The sequence below is a fragment of the Marinomonas vaga genome (genome assembly GCF_055388305.1).
Genome location: NZ_AP043903.1, coordinates 2907970 through 2926187 on the forward strand (window position 1 = coordinate 2907970; position 18218 = coordinate 2926187).

The window sequence follows — 18218 nt, forward strand, 5'->3', positions numbered from 1 at the left end:
ATTTAAGTGATCTACTGAATGAGTAGTGATACAACTACTCGTAATTAAATTACTACATGAAAAAGCTATAGAAATTTGAAATCACGAAAATTTGTCAGCTTATGGTTCAATATTTTGTCATTTTATTGTTCAAAAATCTGTGTAACTCATTGATTCTTCGTTAGCCAATTTGTCACATTATGCTTCAATCAACATTCTAATTTTCCTTTTATCTCTCTTACCACTCTTAAATAATTGCCGATAGCGCTGTTTTGGCTTATTTTTTGCTTTAATTTTGATGCAATACAGCAACTTACACAGGGAGTGTAGTAATGAAATGGAATGCTTTGATGGCCGTGTCTGCGTTGACGCTTGCGGCAAATACGAGTGCTTTTGCGTTACCTAAAGAAATCACCATCGCGACGGAAGGGGCTTATCCTCCGTGGAATTTTGTCTTACCTGATGGCACTTTGGGTGGCTATGAAATTGAGTTAGCGGAAGTGCTTTGCCAACGTATAGGGGTTAAGTGCAAGATCATTTCCCAAGAATGGAATGGGATTATCCCCGGTCTCAGAGTGGGTAAATATGACGCCATCATTGCATCGGTGGGACTAACCGAACAACGTGCTCGGGTCGTTGATTTCTCTGTCCCATATTCCGCCTCTCCAAATGGCTTTTTAGTACGTAAAAATGATGATCTGTCCGATTTAGGATTTGAGGATCTATCGTTTGATCTGTCTGCTTCTGATCTCGATGGAGCGAATCAGGCTATTTCCAAATTAGAGCAGGATTTTCAAGGAAAGACGCTGGGTGCCCAAACAGGGTCAACCGCTTCCAGCTTTATTGATCAGTACTTTAAAAACCTAGATGTACGACTTTATCCAACCTTTGAGCAGCTCAGCCTTGAATTAAATGCTGGTCGTATTGATGTGGCGGTTGCCAGTGTTACAACCTTTAAAGACGTCTTCGAATCTAAAGATGGGGCCAACTTGAAAATGTCAGGACCTGTCTTCAAGGGAGGTGTTGCTGGCTCAGGTACCGCTCACGTGGTGGTCAGAAAGGGGAAAAATGATCTTAAAGAGGCTTTTAACAGTGCCATTGTGGAAATCAATCAAGATGGAACCAATGCCGAATTAATGAAAAAGTGGTTTGGTGTGGACATATCCATTAAGTCTTCTTAGCCTTTTAAAACACTAAAAAACGCCGCAACCCTTAGGTTGCGGCGTTTTTTATGGCGTGGAAGGGGCGTTACGGAAGCCTAGGAGGTATCATAGGGTTTAAAAAGAGTCATCAGCCAGACTGGTTTCTACAACACAATCAACGTAGTACTGGCTTGTGCCGTTTTCTGATATTTGCACTAAGCCATGTGTATGAGTCTCAAAGCCCGTTAGTCGGTCGTTGAAATAGCAGGTCATTTGCAGATAAGCCACAACCGCTTCATTAAAGCGTTCACCTGGTACGAGTAATGGGATTCCCGGTGGATAAGGCGTCACGAGCATGGTGGTGATACGGCCATTGATTGACTCTAGGGGAACGCGCTCGATGTTGCCGCGAGTAAGTTGAGCATAGGCTTCGCTGGGCGTCATGGCCGGGGTAATAGAAGTGCTGTAGATGTCTTGCGTTACTCGGGCGAAATCTCTTTCGCGATAGGTGTTATGAACCTTTTGGCACAGGGTGTTAAGGCCCCAATCTTTATATTGAGGGTATTGAGCGACAAAATTAGGCATGACGTCAATTAACGGCGCATTCTCATCGATGGCCTGTTTTAGTCTCTGTATTACGCTAATCAGTGTTTGCCAGCGGTGATGGGTGGCTCCCAAGGTGAATAGAAGGAGGAAAGAGTACATACCAACCTTTTCAACGATAACACCGTTTTCCGCGAGAAACTTGGCCGCAACGGCGGCTGGCACGCCCATCTCATCAAAGCTGCCATCAAGGGATAACCCAGGGGTGACAACGGTAACTTTCAATGGGTCTAATAAGTTAAATGCCTCATCCGAAATATCAAACCCATGCCAGTTCGCGTGCTTGGTTAATTGCCATTGGGGGGCTGAGTTATCATCTGAGACGTCTGGCCCCCATAGGGTAAACCACCAATCTTCTTTATAGTCATCCTTAAGCGCCTGCATTTTTTTTCGAAATCCTATGGCTTCTGCAAGGACGTCCTCCATATGCTTGGCACCACTGGGTTGAGTCATCATGGCGGAGGTGATGTCGCAAGAGGCAATGATTGGATAGTGGGGGCTAGTGGAAGTGTGCATGAGATAGGCTTCATTAAATCTATGGTGATCCAATGGGCGGGTTTTGCCATGTTGCACTAAGATTTGTGACGCTTGGGATAATCCAGCCAGCAGCTTATGGGTCGATTGAGTTGAGAAGACTAATGAATGATCACAACGAGTGTCTTTGTTGACAGCATGATATCCCTCATAAAAAGGGTGAAAGGAGGTATGAGGTGACCAAGCCTCATCAAAATGCATAACCTCTACATAGCCATCCAAGGTTTGCTTAATTGAATCTGCGTTGTACAACACCCCATCATAGGTACATTGAGTAATAGAAATAAGCTTTGGTGTTTGGTTTTTATCTGTCACAAGGGGATTGTCTCGCAACATCATCATGATGTTGTTCCAAGAGAAGGCTTCTTTGGGAACGGGGCCAATCATGCCTAATCCGTTTCGGACAGGGTTTAAAAAGATAGGAATTGCCCCGGTCATGATGACTGCGTGTAGGATGGATTTATGGCAATTGCGATCAATCACGACAATGTCCCCCACAGAGATATGACTGTGCCACACAATCTTGTTGGATGAGGATGTGCCATTCGTCACAAAATAAAGATGATCCGCTTGGAAAACTTCAGCTGCTTTACGTTCACTCTCTGCTATGGGGCCACTATGGTCGAGTAGCTGACCCAGATCTTCTACCGCATTGCACACGTCAGCGCGAAACATATTTTCACCAAAGAAATCATGGAACGCTTGTCCAATAGGGTGTCGAGCAAACGCCGCACCGCCGGAATGTCCAGGGCAATGCCATGAGGCGGGATTGGCATCGCTGTATTGCATTAAAGCCTTAAAAAAAGGTGGCGCCCACTGCAACATGGCGTGTCTTGCCTCCCCCATTAGCTGAGTGGCCAGCTCCTCAGGGGACTCGTAATGCTTTCCTATGACACCTGTAAATTCCTCTAATAATACAGTTGGAAGGGGGTTGGATTGGTCATGCATTAGTACAATCGGAATGTTAGTAGATTCTTGGCGAAGGTTTTCGATCAAATGGCGTAAGGCTACCCATGTGGGGTCAGAAGTGGTTTCAATGGGGGGATAATGAACCATGGTTATGAGCAGCAAGGCGGATTTGTGAATTTGATTAATTAAAGTCGCTTGTTGACTAGGGTATTGATAAAGCTGGCTTTCGCCCCCCAGATCTTGAATCGCTTGGGTTAGGCTTGTCAGCTCGATGGGCACACTGACGTCAGAATCGGGTGTCAGGCAAAGAATGCTAATAGGCAGTAGCGGGAACATGTTGGCTCCTTAAATTAGCCGAAGGACGGGGCGAACACTAAAGGCGCCGAGTTTGTCCAAGGGCATTTCCATAGTTAAAAGCGTATCTGGTGGTAGCGGGAAATGAAGGCTACGCAAGGGCATCGCCCATCATGTCTCGGTACCACTGGTGAAAGTGGGGCATTCCGTCTTCTAATGGGGTTTGATAAGGGCCGTCTTCGTTGCGTGATCTTTGATAAAGTGCACGACGGCCTGCATCAATTCGCTCGGCGATTTCATCGTCTTCCGCAGCGGTTTCCATGTAGGCTTTGTGATGGGACTCTACTAATTCAGGAAAGTCTTCCAATAGTTGTTTGGGGTAGTAAAACTCAACCAGATTAAGGGTTTCGTGAACCCCTTGTGGATAGAGGGTGGAAATGGCCAATGCGTAGGGGTAGACCTCTATCATATGGGTAGGGTAATACGCTGCCCACATGGCACCAAAATTAGGCGGGGTTCCTCCTGTGTGTTGTAGCAGCGCTTGGTGCCATTTTTCGTACAGCTCTGTGCCTCCGGTCCGAAGGTTTGGGTTAATGCCTACCCGTTGCAAGTTGCCCCAGTCAGAGAATTCCCAATCAATTTGGTTGCACTCCACATACTTCCTTAGGCCTGGATGGAAGGGCGCGATGTGGTATTCCTCATTGTATATTTCAATAAAGGTCTTCCAATTACAGTGGCAGGAATGAAGCTCCACATGGCCAAGTTGGTAGTCAGAAAAGTCAAATTCCGGCAGGTCAAACCAGTGACCAATATCTCCTTTCACATCTCGTTTGCCCTCAAATAAAAACCCGGATAAGGATTGCAAAGGGAAGGCATCTAAATGTTTACAAGGTGTGGGTGTCATTTTATGGGCAGCGATCAACTTGCCTGTATCATTGTAGGTCCAAGCGTGTAAAGGACAGCGAATCCTTGCGTTGGCTCCTCCTAAGTTGCCGCGGTTTGGGATGGATGGGCGTACGAGCTGGTCTGCATCTCCGAGCATGATGGCCTGTCGGTGGCGACAAACATTAGAGAGTAGTTGTACCCCATGTGCGTTATGGATCAGAACTCGACCGTTGTCCTCTTGGGGAAGAGCTAACCAGTCTCCCTGCTCAGGCACTAAGCGTTGATTACCTACGTATAGGGAGGCTTGGTCAAAGATGCGTCTCTGCTCTTCTTTAAAAATCGCTTCACTGCAGTAGGCGTTTATGGGCAGTTGTGTTTTGGGCGTCTGTAGATTGCTTCGGGTTTTTATGGCGTCAAAATTCGCTAAACGGCTTTCTAATAGAGCAAAAGTATTCATGATCAAGTCCTTAATTGTCTTCTCATTAACGAAGTAGCAAAGGAAGCAAACTGAATGTCGCGCACAACAAAGCCTATCACCCCCAAAGGGGCGATATAGATGCCGAAGTTATGGCAACTCAATGAGTAGGGCACATCCTTGTGCACACAATCTTATTCCTTGATATCCCACTAACGCTTCTAGCGTGCGTGGTTTGTTCCTATTTAGGCTGGTTAAGCCAGTGCCTGCTCAGTGACTGTGCTGGACTGGGTTTTACGGTTAGCACCCGGTGCGAATGGTGCGATGGGGTTGGGTAAAGGCTCCGCCATGATTAAGCTCGATGCGGGATCAGCTAGGTCGACCATTTGAAGGTTATTTTTAAGCTGTAAGCGGTTCAAACAAGAGTGTAAGAAGTCTGGGGCAAACAGGTTTCTGGATTCAAATTTGTCCTGTAATTCGGGATGTTGCGCTTGATAGGCAATGGCAGAGTCCGCCACCAGCCCCCAGAAATCGTCCCCAGTTAACGTACCGGATTCCTCTAGAATATGGCTCATATGTCGGAAATAACCGTCAAATACGTCAATGAAGATCCCCAGAATTTTATACTCCTCAGGGACCTCTACTGCTAAGCGTGCGATGTCAGCAGGCAGTGAGACCTCGGTATTCAAGATGGCACTTTCTTCTGCGATGTCTTTCATAATAGCGCGACTTGGAACATGGTCTTTAAGGACCAAAATGAGGTTTTCCCCATGGGGCATAAAGGTCAAGTCATAAGCGTAAAAGCAATGCAGTAGCGGTTGAAAAAACGCCTTAAGGTATTGGGACAGCCATGCTGTCGGGGTCAGTCCAGAACGTTTAATTAATTCTACTAAAAGGGATTGGTTATCAGTGTCCTTATGGAGCAGTGCGGTCATGCTCATGAGGCTCTCACCGTCTTTTAGTTGCTTGATTGGACTTTCACGCCACAAGGCTGAGAGCATTTTTTTGCAAGGATTATCTTTCTTACAGGCGGCTTCAAAGTAAGGGTTGCGGTATCCCACAGCGGCAACTTCTTGAAGAATGCTAAAGCCGAATTGTTTTAAAATAGGGTCCTGACTAATGATCTCATTGAGATAGGCATTTATCTTGGGTGTCCCTTCCATGTAGTAAGGGGACAAACCTCGCATGAACCCCATGTTCAATATGGAAAGGGAGGTTTTAACGTAGTTTTTGTGGCTGTCGGTGACATTAAAATAGGTTCTGATGGATTGTTGTGCTTTATATAGGTCGTCGCTTTCGCCTAGGGGGACGATGTCTTGTTTGGCAATTTCGGCCGCAAAGACAATATTGATCTTATTAAACCACTGCCAAGGGTGAACCGGCATTAAAATATAGTCTTCGGTGCTCAAACCTCGATCTGTCAGAATGGATTCAAACTGCTCTAACTTTGCGGCACTAAGTTCCTGTTTAATTAAGTCCTCGTATTCCAGTCCAGGGATACAGCTATAGACGGCTTTGCTCTTATTGACTGCAATCCAAGTAACGTTAAATGCCTGACCGGTTTCAGGGGCATATTGGCGGTAATCGAAAGCGTCAAACCCTAAGCGCCCGTTGTTGGCGACAAAGCAAGGGTGACCCTCTGTCATGGCAGCTTCAATGGTTTGGTAGTCAGCATTTGCCAGTGATCGACTATCAAAATGGCTGTTACTTTCTTTATAGGCGGCACCGTATAAGGTGCTACTGATTTCATCAAGGTAGATTGGTAGCTTGTCTTCTGGAATGGCTAACGTGGCCTTAAAATCAATGATAAAGCGTAGGGCATCTACATCAGTGTGACTGTCTTTCTCCAGACAAGTGATGCTTTGGGGATCAATTCGCCAATGTCGCAATGCCATCTTTTTGGCCTTAAACACATAGTGGCGCTGGCCCAAGTCGGAGGTGAGTTGGTACGTGGCCCAGTTATCCGAGTTTGATCCCTTAATGAGCGCGGGTACAAAGAGTTGTTCGTGGCTAAATTCTGAAATGGCTTTGCAGACGAGGTGTCGGTTGACCTTTTGCCAAATGATGGGGGTTAGATGCCCTGCTACGTTGCGAGCTTCATCGCCTAAAGATAGGTCCATATTGCGTGATTGTGGGTGTGACATAGCGATTGTTTCCTTCAGTCCATTTATCATTTTCAGAGCGTTTTCGTAACGAGGATGGGAGTGAAATCTGTCATTCTTAGGGGGAAGGTTAGGGGTCTCCTTTAGTGAGTGATAAAAATCCCGAGGGGAGCAGAATGCCAACATGGCAACTTTGGACGCCATTTGAATACCATTGGCATAGGTGAACCCAACATCTAGGTTGAGGCGGTGGATTTTCTCGTTGTGGATGCTCGGCTCCACCACCACACGGCTGGCACCAAGCTCTTCAAAAATCCAATGCATGGCTTGTTGCATCCATGCCAGGGTATATCCATGGATAGGTTGAGTGGCTGGAGCAACAAAGAAGTGCATTCCAATATCCCCAGGCATAACGGAATATAAGTCTTTGATTTCGTCTAGATTCGGGTCATAGGTTTCTAGTACTAGACTCGGTTGGTCTTTATAAAAACCAATAAATACCCGAAAGTGGCCGCTTTCTATGTGGGCTTTATAGGTCGCCCGGGTTTCCTCAACGGACATGCCTTGCATTCCCCAATAATTGGCATAAGGCAACTGAAACCATGGTTGTATCAGTTCGATATGGCGATCCAAGTCCAGGGGCACAAACTTAAGGTCTTGCGGGTCTACAGTGGTGGAGTTTGGCCGTGAATTAAGAGATTGCATCAGATACGGGCTCCTTTGGTGGTGTGGCTTGATCCATGTTTAACAGGGCTTTGCAGGCGATGGCCGTGACAACGAAGCCGATGGCTGCTATCACAAAAGTTTGTTGAATGCCCAGAATGCTGACCACGTAACCCGCCCCGAAAGAGGACAATAAAACCCCCAGGTTTTGGCAAAAGTTAGTCACGCTAAAGTCTCGGGCGTAATACTCTGGAGAGCTGATCTTGAATAAGGTCACTTCCAGTTTGACGATGATCTGGAACAGCCCCCAACCAAATAAGAAGCGTCCTATCAGAATACTGGCGATGGAGTCGGTGGATTGCATGGCTAGGCCAACCACACCTAGCATTAGATTTAACAAAGTGTGGTTCATTTTGGGCAGCTTCCCTCGGTCAGCAAGCTTGTTAGCCCAAAGCCCTAACAGGGCTGCCAACGCGGGAATGGCGAATACTGCCCCTGTGATGGCTCGGTCCGGTAAGCCGCTCACATCTTCCCAATAGACAGAGAAGAAAGGACGGATCAAGTAAGCACTGAAATCGAACACCAACATGATCAGACAGAGTTTGGCTAATGCCATGATCCGACGGCTGGTTGCCTGTTGAGGGCTAGATAAAGTAGCCGCTGTTTCTCCATTCGATTGATCCCTAGAGGGAAGGTCTTTTTCGATGGGGATGTCGGATTGATTTGTGTGTATGACCTTGTTTGATTGAATCAGGTAGTAACAGATGGCCATCTGACAAAAGTCCCCAGCGGCCATGACCAGAATAGACGTGGTTGAGCCAAAATGTTGTAAACTCCAGCCGCCAAATGTGGCCGCCATAATACCGGCGATATGGATAATGACAGACAGTAAACCAATTACATGACCATGGTCCTCGTGCTTTTCTAGTCGCATCAGATACGGAAACATCAGCAGATAGCTGGCTTTGGTCATAAACATCACCATGGTGATGGCCCAATAGCTAGCAACAGTCGGTGCAAAGGCACTGATAACGCCTAAAAGCCCTGCAGCCAGTTGCGTCCAAAGCAACAAATGCATGGTTTCGACTTTCAATGCCAGTCTTGCCCAAAAGGGCAGGGTACACATGACGGCAATAGAGATGGACGCAATGTAACTGCCTACCAATATGGGACTGGTACTGCCGTATCTAAGCTCGAAAAATTGCGGGTAGAAGGCAATTAAAATGGAATCACTGATCACACCCAATGCGGACATGACTAAGATCGCGCTACGCAAGCTCATGCGGTCTCCATTGTGTCAGTTAGGTGGGCTGTCGTATGGAGTGTGCTATCTGTGTTGGTGCTTACGGTGATCTTTTTGAAGCTACTGTCATTGTTAGGTTGGTGGGTTTGGAAGCTGGTGTTGGCTTCCGCTGGGTAGTAATCAACTCCTGTAATGGCATGGAGAATACGTCCATTTCGATAGCAGGCCATACCGATATCAGGGTTGGTAATACCATGTCCTTGTAACCCTGCATTTTGGACAAAGATTTCATTGCCACATAGATCAACAGACCAATTGCGATTGGGTTGATAATCACCATTGTCATCCCATTGAATTCGATCTTTTATGCCATGGATGAAACTAGGCAGTTTGGGGCCATAGCCCGAAGCAAATACTACGGCATGGGTTTGATGAGAGTATTCCGCCTGATCTTGATGATGTTTAAAGCGTAGTCGGAAGGTTTCATTAGACGGCGCCATAGCAATGTCTAATAACTCCAAGTTAGGCAGTAACCTAACCTCACAAGCTTGACTATGATGGTTATCATCTAAAGCATCGTAGATTTGGTCAATGAGAGACGCATTGATCCCTTGGTACAGACTTTTATGGTCTTTTAGGACTTGGTTTTTCACTCTAGGGGATAAGTCATAAAAGTATTCCGCGTAGTCAGGGGTGATCAGCTCTAGGGTAAGTTTGGCGGTTTCCATCTGGAAATAGCGTGGTGATCGAGTCACCCAATTGAGGCGATATTGGTGTTCTGCGCTATCACTTAGCAGGTCATAAAATACCTCGGCCCCGCTTTGGCCACTGCCTATTACGGTAATCTCTTGGCATTCTTTTAGGGCTTCTTTATGGCGTAAATAGTCGCTGGTATGGAGTAATCGTTGAGGGGTGTTGGCTTTAAGCTGCTGTACTTGATGGGCTACCGAAGCAGGGAACTGAGGCAGACTACCGACGCCAATAATGAGCTTTTTAGTAAAGTATTGAAACGGCTGAACGCTGTCGTCGGCGAGTGTTTGACAGCCACGTACCACATAGCATTCATAGTGACTTAGGTATGAAATATCGGTCACTGTATGACAAAACTTGATGGTGTCTAGTTGATCTACTGCCCAGCGACAATAACGGTTGTATTCCGCTCTACTAAGATAATATTTTTCACGAATGTAAAACTGATAAAGCCGGCCTTGCTGCTTACAGTAATTTAAGTAACTAAAGGGACTGGTTGGATCCGCCATGGATACTAAGTCGGCTAAAAAGGGGTTTTGCAGAGTTGTGCCATCAATCAGCATATTTGGATGCCAATTAAATTCAGACGATTGCTCAAGGACTCTCCCGTTTAATCCTTCTATGGGGGCTGCCATGCAGGCAAAGCTTAGATTGAAAGGTCCTAATCCGATGCAAAGGTAGTCGAGTGGGGCAGTGCGATTGATAGTTTCCATGGTGCTAGATCCCTCGTGTTTAGCAATCTGACAAACAATAATGATAAACGTTATCATTCGTATTTGTTTTGTATCAATCATAAAAAACACTTATAGAAAACTGTCTTCTTTTTTGCTCAATTCCCCGGATTTCTTACATTTTATTTTTCTGAATGAAAAATAATTTTCTTTTTTATCATTGGCTTATGTCTACTCGTTGAGCCTGAGTCAATTTTTAACAATGTGTAAGAAATGCAAATATAAAGAAATAGTAAACATTATTATTTGAGTATGATTATCATTTATAATAAAAACTGCCCTGTGAAATTGAGATCAAGTTCTAAAAATAATGTCTAATTGAGCTAGGAGCAGAATATGAGATTTCCCAAAAATGGGATGTTGGTGCCATCACTTGTTGCGATTACAGTGAGTGTCGCGGTAAATGCTAAGGCAGCGGAACAAGAAGCCGAAAATGCCGAAGAGACCAACAATGTTGAACTAACAACCTTGGGTCCACTGTATGTGTATGGGGAGCCGGAAGAGACCAAATCAGCCACCAAATTAAACTTGTCAGTGTATGAAACGCCGCAAACTGTGTCTGTGATCAGTGAAGATCAGATGGATGATTTGGCAATAACTGATGTAGCGGCTTTGCTTCAATATGCTCCTGGGGTGACCGTCGAAAACGTTGAAACGAATCGTACTTATTACACGGCCCGCGGTTTCGATATCGTGAACTTCCAATACGATGGCGTCGGGGTGCCTTTCTCGTACGGTTTGACTCAAGGGCAAGAAGACACCGCCATCTATGAACAAGTCGAGGTAGTTAAAGGCGCTACTGGTTTGATTACCAGCTTGGCTAACCCTTCTGCCACAATTAACTACGTACGTAAGCGTCCTACTGAAGAGACTCAGGCATCTGTCAAAGCTTCTGCCGGTAGCTGGAATCAGCATCGTATTGAAGGGGATGTGTCTGGCTCTATTGTGGGTGACAAGGTGAAAGGCCGTATTGTTGTCGCGAAAGAAGAAGGAGACTCCTACCTAGATCGCTATTCCGAAGAACGTGAAGTCTTTTATGGGATTTTAAGTGGCGACATCACAGAGTCCACCCGCTATGCCATTGGCCATAGTATTAATGACAGTCATGCGGATGGTAATACCTCCGGTGCCTTGCCCTTGTTTTACAGTGATGGTTCATTAACCAGTTACAGCCGATCAACCAGTACTGCGCCAGATTGGGCCTATCAAGATGTGACTCAAACTCGAACCTTCTTAGAGCTGGAGCACGATCTCAATTCTAACTGGATGGCAAAAGCGATCTACACCCGTGATGTGCGTGAAAAAGAATGGGAATCCTTCTATACGACTGGGAGCCCTGATCGTGAAACGGGAACAGGACTGACTGCCGATGCAAGTTATTATGAAGCCAAGGAAACAGAACAGATAGTCGACTTATTTGTATCGGGCACTTTCTCTGCTTGGGGGCAAGATCATGAGTTAGTTGCGGGTGTAAACATGGCCGACATAGAGCTCACTGGGCGAACTGTTTACGCCTCTGCTTGGCGTTACGATCCGATTGGTTCTGATTGGGCTGATGGCAGTGTAGCGCGTCCTGACTTTGATACTTATGACGCCAGCACACAATCTACTGACATCGAACAGACTCAAGATTCCTACTACCTGTCCACTCGCTTAAAAATGAATGACGACCTTGCCGTATTGCTTGGTGCTCGCGCAATCGACATAGACCAATCAGGGATCAGCTATGGTAGTAACCAAGATGCCTCCGCTAGCGAAGTAGTCCCCTACGTTGGGGTGACCTACGAGGCCATGGTTGGAACCTTGTTATACGGTAGCTACAGCAAGGTATTCAAGGCGCAAACTTGGGTCGATGAAAACCTAAATCCTCTAGGACCGGTAGAAGGTGATAGCTATGAGTTCGGTGTGAAGCAGGAGTTGTATGATGGCCGAGCGATACTAACCTTAGCCCATTTTGGCTCCCAACAAGACAACTTTGGCGAATACGTTTCCCGCGATACAACCAGTGGTTTGAATATCTACGAAGGCGTTACTTATAAGAGTAAAGGCTATGAGGTGGAGTTATCTGGTGAGCTAGTAGATGGCTTAAATGTGAGTGCTGGTTTCACCACGGTACGTATCGAAGACGAGGACGGCGAAAAGGCCCGGACTTATATCCCTACGAAGCAGTTTAGTTTGGCTGTGGCTTATCAATTGCCTCAAGTGGAGGGTTTGCGCCTAGGAACAGGGGTGAACTGGCAAAACGAAATCTACTACAACGGAAAAGAAGTACAAGGCAGTTATGCGCTGGTGGATGTCTTTGGTCAATACGATATCAATCCGAACTGGAATGTCGCTCTTAACATTAAAAACATTGGGGATGAGAAGTACCGTGAAAGCCCACAATGGGGACAATCTTACTACGGCCCTGGCCGTTCTGTGTTAGGGACGGTGACTTGGACCTATTAATGCGGCTATGGGGTGGGCCGGTTGTCGACCCTGTTTAGATAAAGTGTGAGTAATAGTAGGCGAGACACTCATTTTCCCCTTTTGAGTGTGCTCGCCTTTGTTGCGATTGGGACGATTGAGAGTGAAACATGATAATGACATTTAAAGCCATCAAGACCTTACACATCCCTCGATATCTCTTGGCTGCTTTGGGGCTGCTGTGCTCCATGTGGAGTATGGCAACTGAGTACCCTCTGACACTAGAGCATAAATTCGGTACCAGCGTGATTCCAGAACAGCCAACACGGGTGGCAACTGTGGACTGGGGAGGTGGTGATAACTTGCTCGCCCTTGGCTATCAGCCTTTAACCGTGCGTTATTGGTTTGGAGACAATGAGAAGGGCGTCTGGCCTTGGGCACAGCCCTATCTCAATAGCACTCCTGAGGTGATCAGAGGAGAGCTAAATTACGAACAAATCGCTAAAACCAACCCTGATGTGATCATCGCCATACGCTCTGGGATCTCAAAAGAAGATTACCAACAATTGAGCAAGATAGCCCCCGTGGTGGCTGCTCCAAAAGGAGTTGGTATGTATATGTTGACCTGGGAAGAGCGTGCTCAGATTGTTGCCAAGGTCGTGAATAAGGAGCAAGAAGCTGCGGACCTGATTGCTTCAATTAAAACAAAGATACAGAACGTGAAGCAGGGGCACCCAGATTGGCCCAATAAAACTCTCGCCATGGCCACTTACTGGAATGGCAGTGTCGGAGTTTACTCCCATGAAGACGTAACTGTCCGGTTGAAAACAGAGCTGGGATTACAAGTGGACCCAAGCATTCAAGCCCTTAGCGAGAAAGGAAGCTTTTATACCACCATCTCAGAAGAGCAACTTCCTCTGTTGGATGCAGATGTGCTGTTTTGGTACACCGGAGAAGGTGCGAAAGAAAAGATCGAATCCCTCGTGTTACGCCCCCATTTACGGGCTTACAAAGAAGGCCGGGAGATCTTTCTCTCTACCTCATCCAACCTAAATGGCGCTATTTCATATGGCAGTCTGCTGAGTTTGCCTGTTGCTATCGACACCTTGGTGCCACTGATTGAACAAGCCATTGATGGCGACCCAAATACCCCTGTTATGGCAACGCCATGATCTGGGGTTCCTACTTTTAGAAATAGTGTTGGTAGATGTAAATGAATAAGCAAGACCCCAAAAATTCTCGGCTGGTTGGGGCTGATTTAACCGTCGGCTACGGAGAAACCCCAATATTAAAAGGCGTGGATTTTAAGGTGCCCCCCAATCAGGTCACTGTGCTCATTGGACCTAATGGCAGTGGCAAATCCACTTTGTTAAAAACCTTGTCACGCATTCTTCAGCCTCAGGGGGGGCAAGTATTACTAGAAGGTAAAGACATTCACCAATACCAAACCCGTGACGTGGCGAAAAAGCTCGCAGTGCTGCCTCAGGGGCCTATTGCACCGGAAGGTTTGACCGTGAAGGAGCTGGTTTCCCAAGGTCGATTTTCCCATCAGAGTTTGTTCAGACAATGGTCGGCTGACGATGAGACCGCAGTGAATCGAGCCATGGATATTACGCAAGTGAGGGAATTCGAAGACCGCCTGGTGGATGATTTGTCAGGTGGGCAGCGTCAGCGATGCTGGATTGCCATGGTGTTGGCCCAAGAAACAGACCTTGTATTGTTAGACGAACCCACAACCTACTTAGATTTAAAGGTACAGGTTGATCTGATGAATCTGCTGGTACAGCTTGCCCATGAACATCAGCGTACCTTGGTGGTTGTGTTGCATGAGTTGAATCTGGCCGCTGCCTATGGGGATTATCTGGTGATGATGCGCCAAGGCGTTATTTGTGAGCAGGGCAAGCCAAGGGACGTTTTTACTCGGTCAAATTTGAAGAAGGTATTTGATTTAGATGCCAACGTATTTGAGGAGCCTGAATCCAAGCAGTTAATTTGCGTCCCAGATTATGGGGTAAGGCCGGTTTGCTCGGGGAATACAGTGGGTGATCATAATGAGTGCTGAATCAAAACCAGTGGCTCCACCCAAACAGTTTTTTAAATACAAGTTTTGGGGGCGTCACAGTCTTGGGTTATTGATCATGGCGGGGCTGTTAGGTCTTGCATTGATCTGGCATGTGGCAGTGGGAGCCACCTCACTGCCTGTACGAGAGGTGTACAGTGCTTTGTTTCACTATGACGCGGGTAACTTTAATCACCTGATCATTCAGAATATTCGTTTACCTCGGGCATTTGTGGCGATTTTAGTCGGGGCCAGCCTGAGTGTCGCGGGGGCCCTGATGCAGGGCGTCACTCGAAACCCGTTAGCTGAGCCAGGTATTTTAGGACTCATGGCGGGAGCATCCTTCGCTGTAGTGATGGTGGTAGCCCTGTATCCCGCTGTGCCAGCGGATTTACTACCGGGGGTTGCGGCCCTAGGTGCTTTCTTAACGGCCTCTGGTGTATGGATCATTGCTCAATCTGTTCCTGGAGGTGCCACACCTTTGGCGTTAACCCTGACAGGTGCGGCCATCACGGCCTTTTTAGGGACCTTGATTTCCATGGTGCATTTGCTGAGCCAAGACACATTCGAACAGCTGCGGGTTTGGTTGGCAGGCTCTCTTGCAGGGCGTCGTTTGGAAGATGTTGCTATAACGGTGCCAGCCATTGTGTTGATGTTGCTTTTTGCGTTGGGAATCTCCCGTAAAGTGACAGTGCTGGCCATGGGTGATGCCATGGCGAAAGGCGTGGGGGCGAATACCGCATGGTTGAAAGGGCAGGTGCTTATTTGTGTGGTTGTGCTGACGGCTTGCTCTGTGTCTCTGGCGGGCCCTTTAGGATTTGTTGGCTTGGTAGTGCCCCATGTGGTGCGCTTATTCGTAGGGTCAGACTATCGCTGGGTGGTGCCGTATTCCGCTTTTGTGGGGGCTATTTATCTTCTGGGAGTGGATATGGTTGCGCGAGTCTTGATCCGTCCTGAGGAAATCTCGACCGGTATCATTACCGCTATGATTGGGGCTCCATTGTTTATTTATCTAGTTCGTAAAAGGGCGCGTTAATGTGGTTTATTGATACTTTTCAGCCGAAAAGGTTGGTTATTCGAGCATTAGATGAGCGTCTTTCTATTCGTTTAGGGATCCGGGCGTTAGGGGTTTTACTATTACTTTGGGTGTTATGTGCTTTACTGATCATGCTCAGTTTGTCCCTTGGAAGCTACCCTTTGTCCTTTGAGCAGCTGTCGCAAGCGCTTTTCGGAGGTGCTTCCAGTGAATCCGTAAATACGATCGTTTGGTCATTCCGTTTTCCTAGGGTATTGGCGGCGATGTTGGTGGGAGCCATGTTGGCCCTCTCTGGTGCAGCACTTCAAAGCGCCACCCGCAATCCTTTGGCCGATCCATCTTTGGTCGGAATATCTCAAGGGGCGGGGGTTGCGGTGGTCTTGGCGACTGTTCTGTGGCCTGAAGGCGTTGAAGCTTGGCGTGCTTGGCTGGCTCTTTTAGGGGCATTAGTCATTGCAGGAGTGATTCAATGGTTGAGTGGGAGTCGTCAGGGAAAAGGCTCAATCCGTTTTATCCTCATGGGGATTGGCGTGGCCGCTTTTATTAATGCCATTACGTCTGCCTTAATGACCTACGGTAAAATTGATCAGGCTATGTCGGCTTTGGCCTGGCTCAGTGGCAGTATCAATGGTGTAGATTGGAGTGATGTGGGTTTGTTAGCGGTTTGGTTTGCGGTGATGTTACCCATCGTTATGACCGTCAGTCGCGCCATGCCCACGTTGGCAATGGGGGAAGCCACGGCGGTCGGCTTAGGAGTTTCATTAATACGCTTACGTACGGGGTTGATTTGCTTAGCCGTAGGACTTGCCGCTGTGGCAACAGCAGTAGTGGGCCCCCTTGGTTTTATTGGCCTGATTGCTCCCCATATTACTCGACGCCTTTGTCATTCTGGGAGTGGCTTGCAATTACTGATTTGTGCGTCCGTTGGGGCGGTTATCGTGGCCTTGGCGGATTTATTGGGGCGCACACTGGTGGATCCCATTCAAATACCTGCTGGACTGATGACGGCAATGATTGGCGTGCCAGTGTTTATTCTTTTGCTTCGACGGGGCCATGCTGCACAAGGCTAATCAGTGATTTGGGTATAACCAAGGTAAGAGCTGTTGGACGGAAAGTGTCAGTTCGTTTTTGTCTCTGCCTTGGTAACCATATACTCTGATGCCGAAGATCACCATCATGAGTTGCTTGGCGTATTGTTTGGCAATCACAGGATCGAACTGCGAGCCAAGATACTGACCATATAGGTCTTCTGTATCGGCTAATTTTTTTGAAGCAAGTTGGTATAGTTCATTATTCTGGGCTGCAAGTTCCAGTTGTGTTTTGATTAAAAAACATCCGCAGTACTGTTTGTCTAAGGTGTCTTCAATCAACCTTGCTAAGATTTGGCGAATCCCTTTGGTTACCGAGTCACTTTGCTCAATGGTTTCGCGAATAGAGCCCATTGTTCGTTCAGAGTAACGTGTTAAGGAGGCGAGGAAGAGCCCCTCTTTATTATCAAATTCATGGTATAGGCTTCCCGGTTTCAATCCGGTGGCCTGCACAATTTGGAGCATGCTTGATGCGGTAAAGCCTTGCTGCCAAAACAGTAAGATGGCGTTATCCAGCACTGTTTCTCGATCAAACCCTTTTTTAGCCATCTCGACTACCTGTTAATGAATGATGGATTGATCATAAATTATTTTGAATGATTATTCAAAAACTCTTGATAGGGGAGTGATTTAGTTATATTTTGAATGAACATTCAAAATATATAGGAGACAGATGATGTCTTTATCAGAGCAATTGACGGAACGTCGGGAAGGTGCTGCCAAAAATCTACCAGGTGACATTCATCAAACCATGAAGTCTGCCACTCAACGTTTGAAAGATCTCAAAATAGAAGAGCAAGCCCCTAAAGTTGGCGAGACATTGAAGCCTTTTTTACTGCCTAATCAAAACGGTGAGAAACGTTCCCTAGAAAGCTTGTTACAAAATGGGAAAGTGGTGCTGACATTTTACCGTGGCGGCTGGTGTCCATACTGCAATATGGAACTGAGAGCATTTCAAGCTGAGCTAGATAAGATCGAAAAGCGTGGTGCAACCTTAGTGGCTATTTCCCCTGAGTTACCTGACCAGTCCCTTTCTACAAGCGAGAAAAATGAGCTGAGGTTTGAGGTTCTTTCTGATTTAAACAGCGAATATGCGAAACAATTAGGTTTAGTGTTTGAGTTGGACGAGTCCTTACGTCCGATCTATACCAGCTTTGGCATAGACGTGGAAAAACACAATGGCAAAGGTCAGTTTGAGCTGCCTATTCCTGCAACCTTTATCATTTCTCAAGATGGTACTATTGAGTATGCCTTTGTGGATGCGGATTACACTTACCGTCAAGAGCCAAGTGAGCTCGTGGCGCTTTTGTAATAGTCTTGTGACGATAAGAAAAGCCAGAGTGGACGAATCCGCTCTGGCTTTTTTATTGGGGCTGGTT

At 46.8% G+C, this 18218-nt stretch carries 13 protein-coding genes; 7 read left to right on the top strand and 6 right to left on the bottom strand.

The window, feature by feature from the left end:
- Positions 1–311 precede the first annotated feature (311 nt).
- Complete coding sequence (locus ACZ5DR_RS13645; protein WP_377367110.1) at positions 312–1160, top strand: transporter substrate-binding domain-containing protein; 849 nt, start codon at positions 312–314, stop codon at positions 1158–1160.
- A gap of 96 nt (positions 1161–1256) precedes the next feature.
- Here ACZ5DR_RS13645 and ACZ5DR_RS13650 read toward each other — a convergent pair whose 3' ends face one another.
- The 5 genes from ACZ5DR_RS13650 to ACZ5DR_RS13670 form a co-directional block, all read right to left on the bottom strand.
- A complete protein-coding gene (locus ACZ5DR_RS13650) occupies positions 1257–3503 on the bottom strand; it encodes an Orn/Lys/Arg family decarboxylase (RefSeq protein WP_377367112.1) in 2247 nt (748 codons plus the stop codon).
- 109 nt (positions 3504–3612) lie between these two features.
- On the bottom strand, positions 3613–4803 hold the full coding sequence (locus ACZ5DR_RS13655; RefSeq protein ID WP_377367114.1) for an aromatic ring-hydroxylating oxygenase subunit alpha: 1191 nt from the start codon (positions 4801–4803) through the stop codon (positions 3613–3615).
- A 212-nt stretch (positions 4804–5015) separates the two neighbouring features.
- On the bottom strand, positions 5016–7568 hold the full coding sequence (locus ACZ5DR_RS13660; protein ID WP_377367116.1) for a GNAT family N-acetyltransferase: 2553 nt from the start codon (positions 7566–7568) through the stop codon (positions 5016–5018).
- Positions 7555–8808 carry an MFS transporter gene (locus ACZ5DR_RS13665; RefSeq protein WP_377367118.1) on the bottom strand — a complete coding sequence of 418 codons (1254 nt, stop codon included), beginning with the start codon at positions 8806–8808 and terminating at the stop codon, positions 7555–7557. Before ACZ5DR_RS13665 ends, ACZ5DR_RS13660 begins: the two co-directional genes overlap by 14 nt.
- Positions 8805–10232 carry a lysine N(6)-hydroxylase/L-ornithine N(5)-oxygenase family protein gene (locus ACZ5DR_RS13670; RefSeq protein ID WP_377367120.1) on the bottom strand — a complete coding sequence of 476 codons (1428 nt, stop codon included), beginning with the start codon at positions 10230–10232 and terminating at the stop codon, positions 8805–8807. Before ACZ5DR_RS13670 ends, ACZ5DR_RS13665 begins: the two co-directional genes overlap by 4 nt.
- 354 nt (positions 10233–10586) lie before the next feature.
- Here ACZ5DR_RS13670 and ACZ5DR_RS13675 point away from each other — a divergent pair, with 354 nt between their 5' ends.
- From ACZ5DR_RS13675 to ACZ5DR_RS13695, 5 genes are all read left to right on the top strand, one after another.
- Positions 10587–12698, top strand: coding sequence for a TonB-dependent siderophore receptor (locus ACZ5DR_RS13675; protein ID WP_377367122.1), 2112 nt, complete (start codon positions 10587–10589; stop codon positions 12696–12698).
- Positions 12699–12826: 128 nt separating this feature from the next.
- Entirely contained in the window at positions 12827–13828 is a 1002-nt protein-coding gene (locus tag ACZ5DR_RS13680) for an iron-siderophore ABC transporter substrate-binding protein (protein ID WP_377367124.1), read from the top strand.
- 41 nt (positions 13829–13869) lie between these two features.
- The gene (locus ACZ5DR_RS13685; RefSeq protein ID WP_377367126.1) at positions 13870–14718 is read left to right on the top strand and encodes an ABC transporter ATP-binding protein; all 849 of its coding nucleotides are present in this window, start codon (positions 13870–13872) and stop codon (positions 14716–14718) included.
- Positions 14708–15751, top strand: a complete 1044-nt coding sequence (locus ACZ5DR_RS13690; protein ID WP_377367128.1) for a FecCD family ABC transporter permease — start codon at positions 14708–14710, stop codon at positions 15749–15751. The genes ACZ5DR_RS13685 and ACZ5DR_RS13690 overlap by 11 nt, the downstream gene beginning before the upstream one ends.
- Positions 15751–16821 carry a FecCD family ABC transporter permease gene (locus ACZ5DR_RS13695; protein ID WP_377367130.1) on the top strand — a complete coding sequence of 357 codons (1071 nt, stop codon included), beginning with the start codon at positions 15751–15753 and terminating at the stop codon, positions 16819–16821. The genes ACZ5DR_RS13690 and ACZ5DR_RS13695 overlap by 1 nt, the downstream gene beginning before the upstream one ends.
- Here ACZ5DR_RS13695 and ACZ5DR_RS13700 read toward each other — a convergent pair whose 3' ends face one another.
- On the bottom strand, positions 16822–17388 hold the full coding sequence (locus ACZ5DR_RS13700; RefSeq protein WP_377367133.1) for a TetR/AcrR family transcriptional regulator: 567 nt from the start codon (positions 17386–17388) through the stop codon (positions 16822–16824).
- Between the two features lie 124 nt (positions 17389–17512).
- Between ACZ5DR_RS13700 and ACZ5DR_RS13705 the strand changes: the two genes are divergently transcribed.
- Positions 17513–18151 carry a peroxiredoxin-like family protein gene (locus tag ACZ5DR_RS13705; RefSeq protein ID WP_377367135.1) on the top strand — a complete coding sequence of 213 codons (639 nt, stop codon included), beginning with the start codon at positions 17513–17515 and terminating at the stop codon, positions 18149–18151.
- Positions 18152–18218: the final 67 nt, after the last annotated feature.

Bases quoted from the DNA above. Each gene is read 5' to 3' on its own strand.
- ACZ5DR_RS13670 (WP_377367120.1), bottom strand. From the start codon at position 10,232: ATGGAAACTATCAATCGCACTGCCCCACTCGACTACCTTTGCATCGGA.
- ACZ5DR_RS13645 (WP_377367110.1), top strand. From the start codon at position 312: ATGAAATGGAATGCTTTGATGGCCGTGTCTGCGTTGACGCTTGCGGCA.
- ACZ5DR_RS13655 (WP_377367114.1), bottom strand. From the start codon at position 4,803: ATGAATACTTTTGCTCTATTAGAAAGCCGTTTAGCGAATTTTGACGCC.
- ACZ5DR_RS13680 (WP_377367124.1), top strand. From the start codon at position 12,827: ATGATAATGACATTTAAAGCCATCAAGACCTTACACATCCCTCGATAT.
- ACZ5DR_RS13675 (WP_377367122.1), top strand. From the start codon at position 10,587: ATGAGATTTCCCAAAAATGGGATGTTGGTGCCATCACTTGTTGCGATT.
- ACZ5DR_RS13705 (WP_377367135.1), top strand. From the start codon at position 17,513: ATGATGTCTTTATCAGAGCAATTGACGGAACGTCGGGAAGGTGCTGCC.
- ACZ5DR_RS13685 (WP_377367126.1), top strand. From the start codon at position 13,870: ATGAATAAGCAAGACCCCAAAAATTCTCGGCTGGTTGGGGCTGATTTA.
- ACZ5DR_RS13660 (WP_377367116.1), bottom strand. From the start codon at position 7,568: ATGCAATCTCTTAATTCACGGCCAAACTCCACCACTGTAGACCCGCAA.
- ACZ5DR_RS13650 (WP_377367112.1), bottom strand. From the start codon at position 3,503: ATGTTCCCGCTACTGCCTATTAGCATTCTTTGCCTGACACCCGATTCT.
- ACZ5DR_RS13665 (WP_377367118.1), bottom strand. From the start codon at position 8,808: ATGAGCTTGCGTAGCGCGATCTTAGTCATGTCCGCATTGGGTGTGATC.
- ACZ5DR_RS13695 (WP_377367130.1), top strand. From the start codon at position 15,751: ATGTGGTTTATTGATACTTTTCAGCCGAAAAGGTTGGTTATTCGAGCA.
- ACZ5DR_RS13690 (WP_377367128.1), top strand. From the start codon at position 14,708: ATGAGTGCTGAATCAAAACCAGTGGCTCCACCCAAACAGTTTTTTAAA.
- ACZ5DR_RS13700 (WP_377367133.1), bottom strand. From the start codon at position 17,388: ATGGCTAAAAAAGGGTTTGATCGAGAAACAGTGCTGGATAACGCCATC.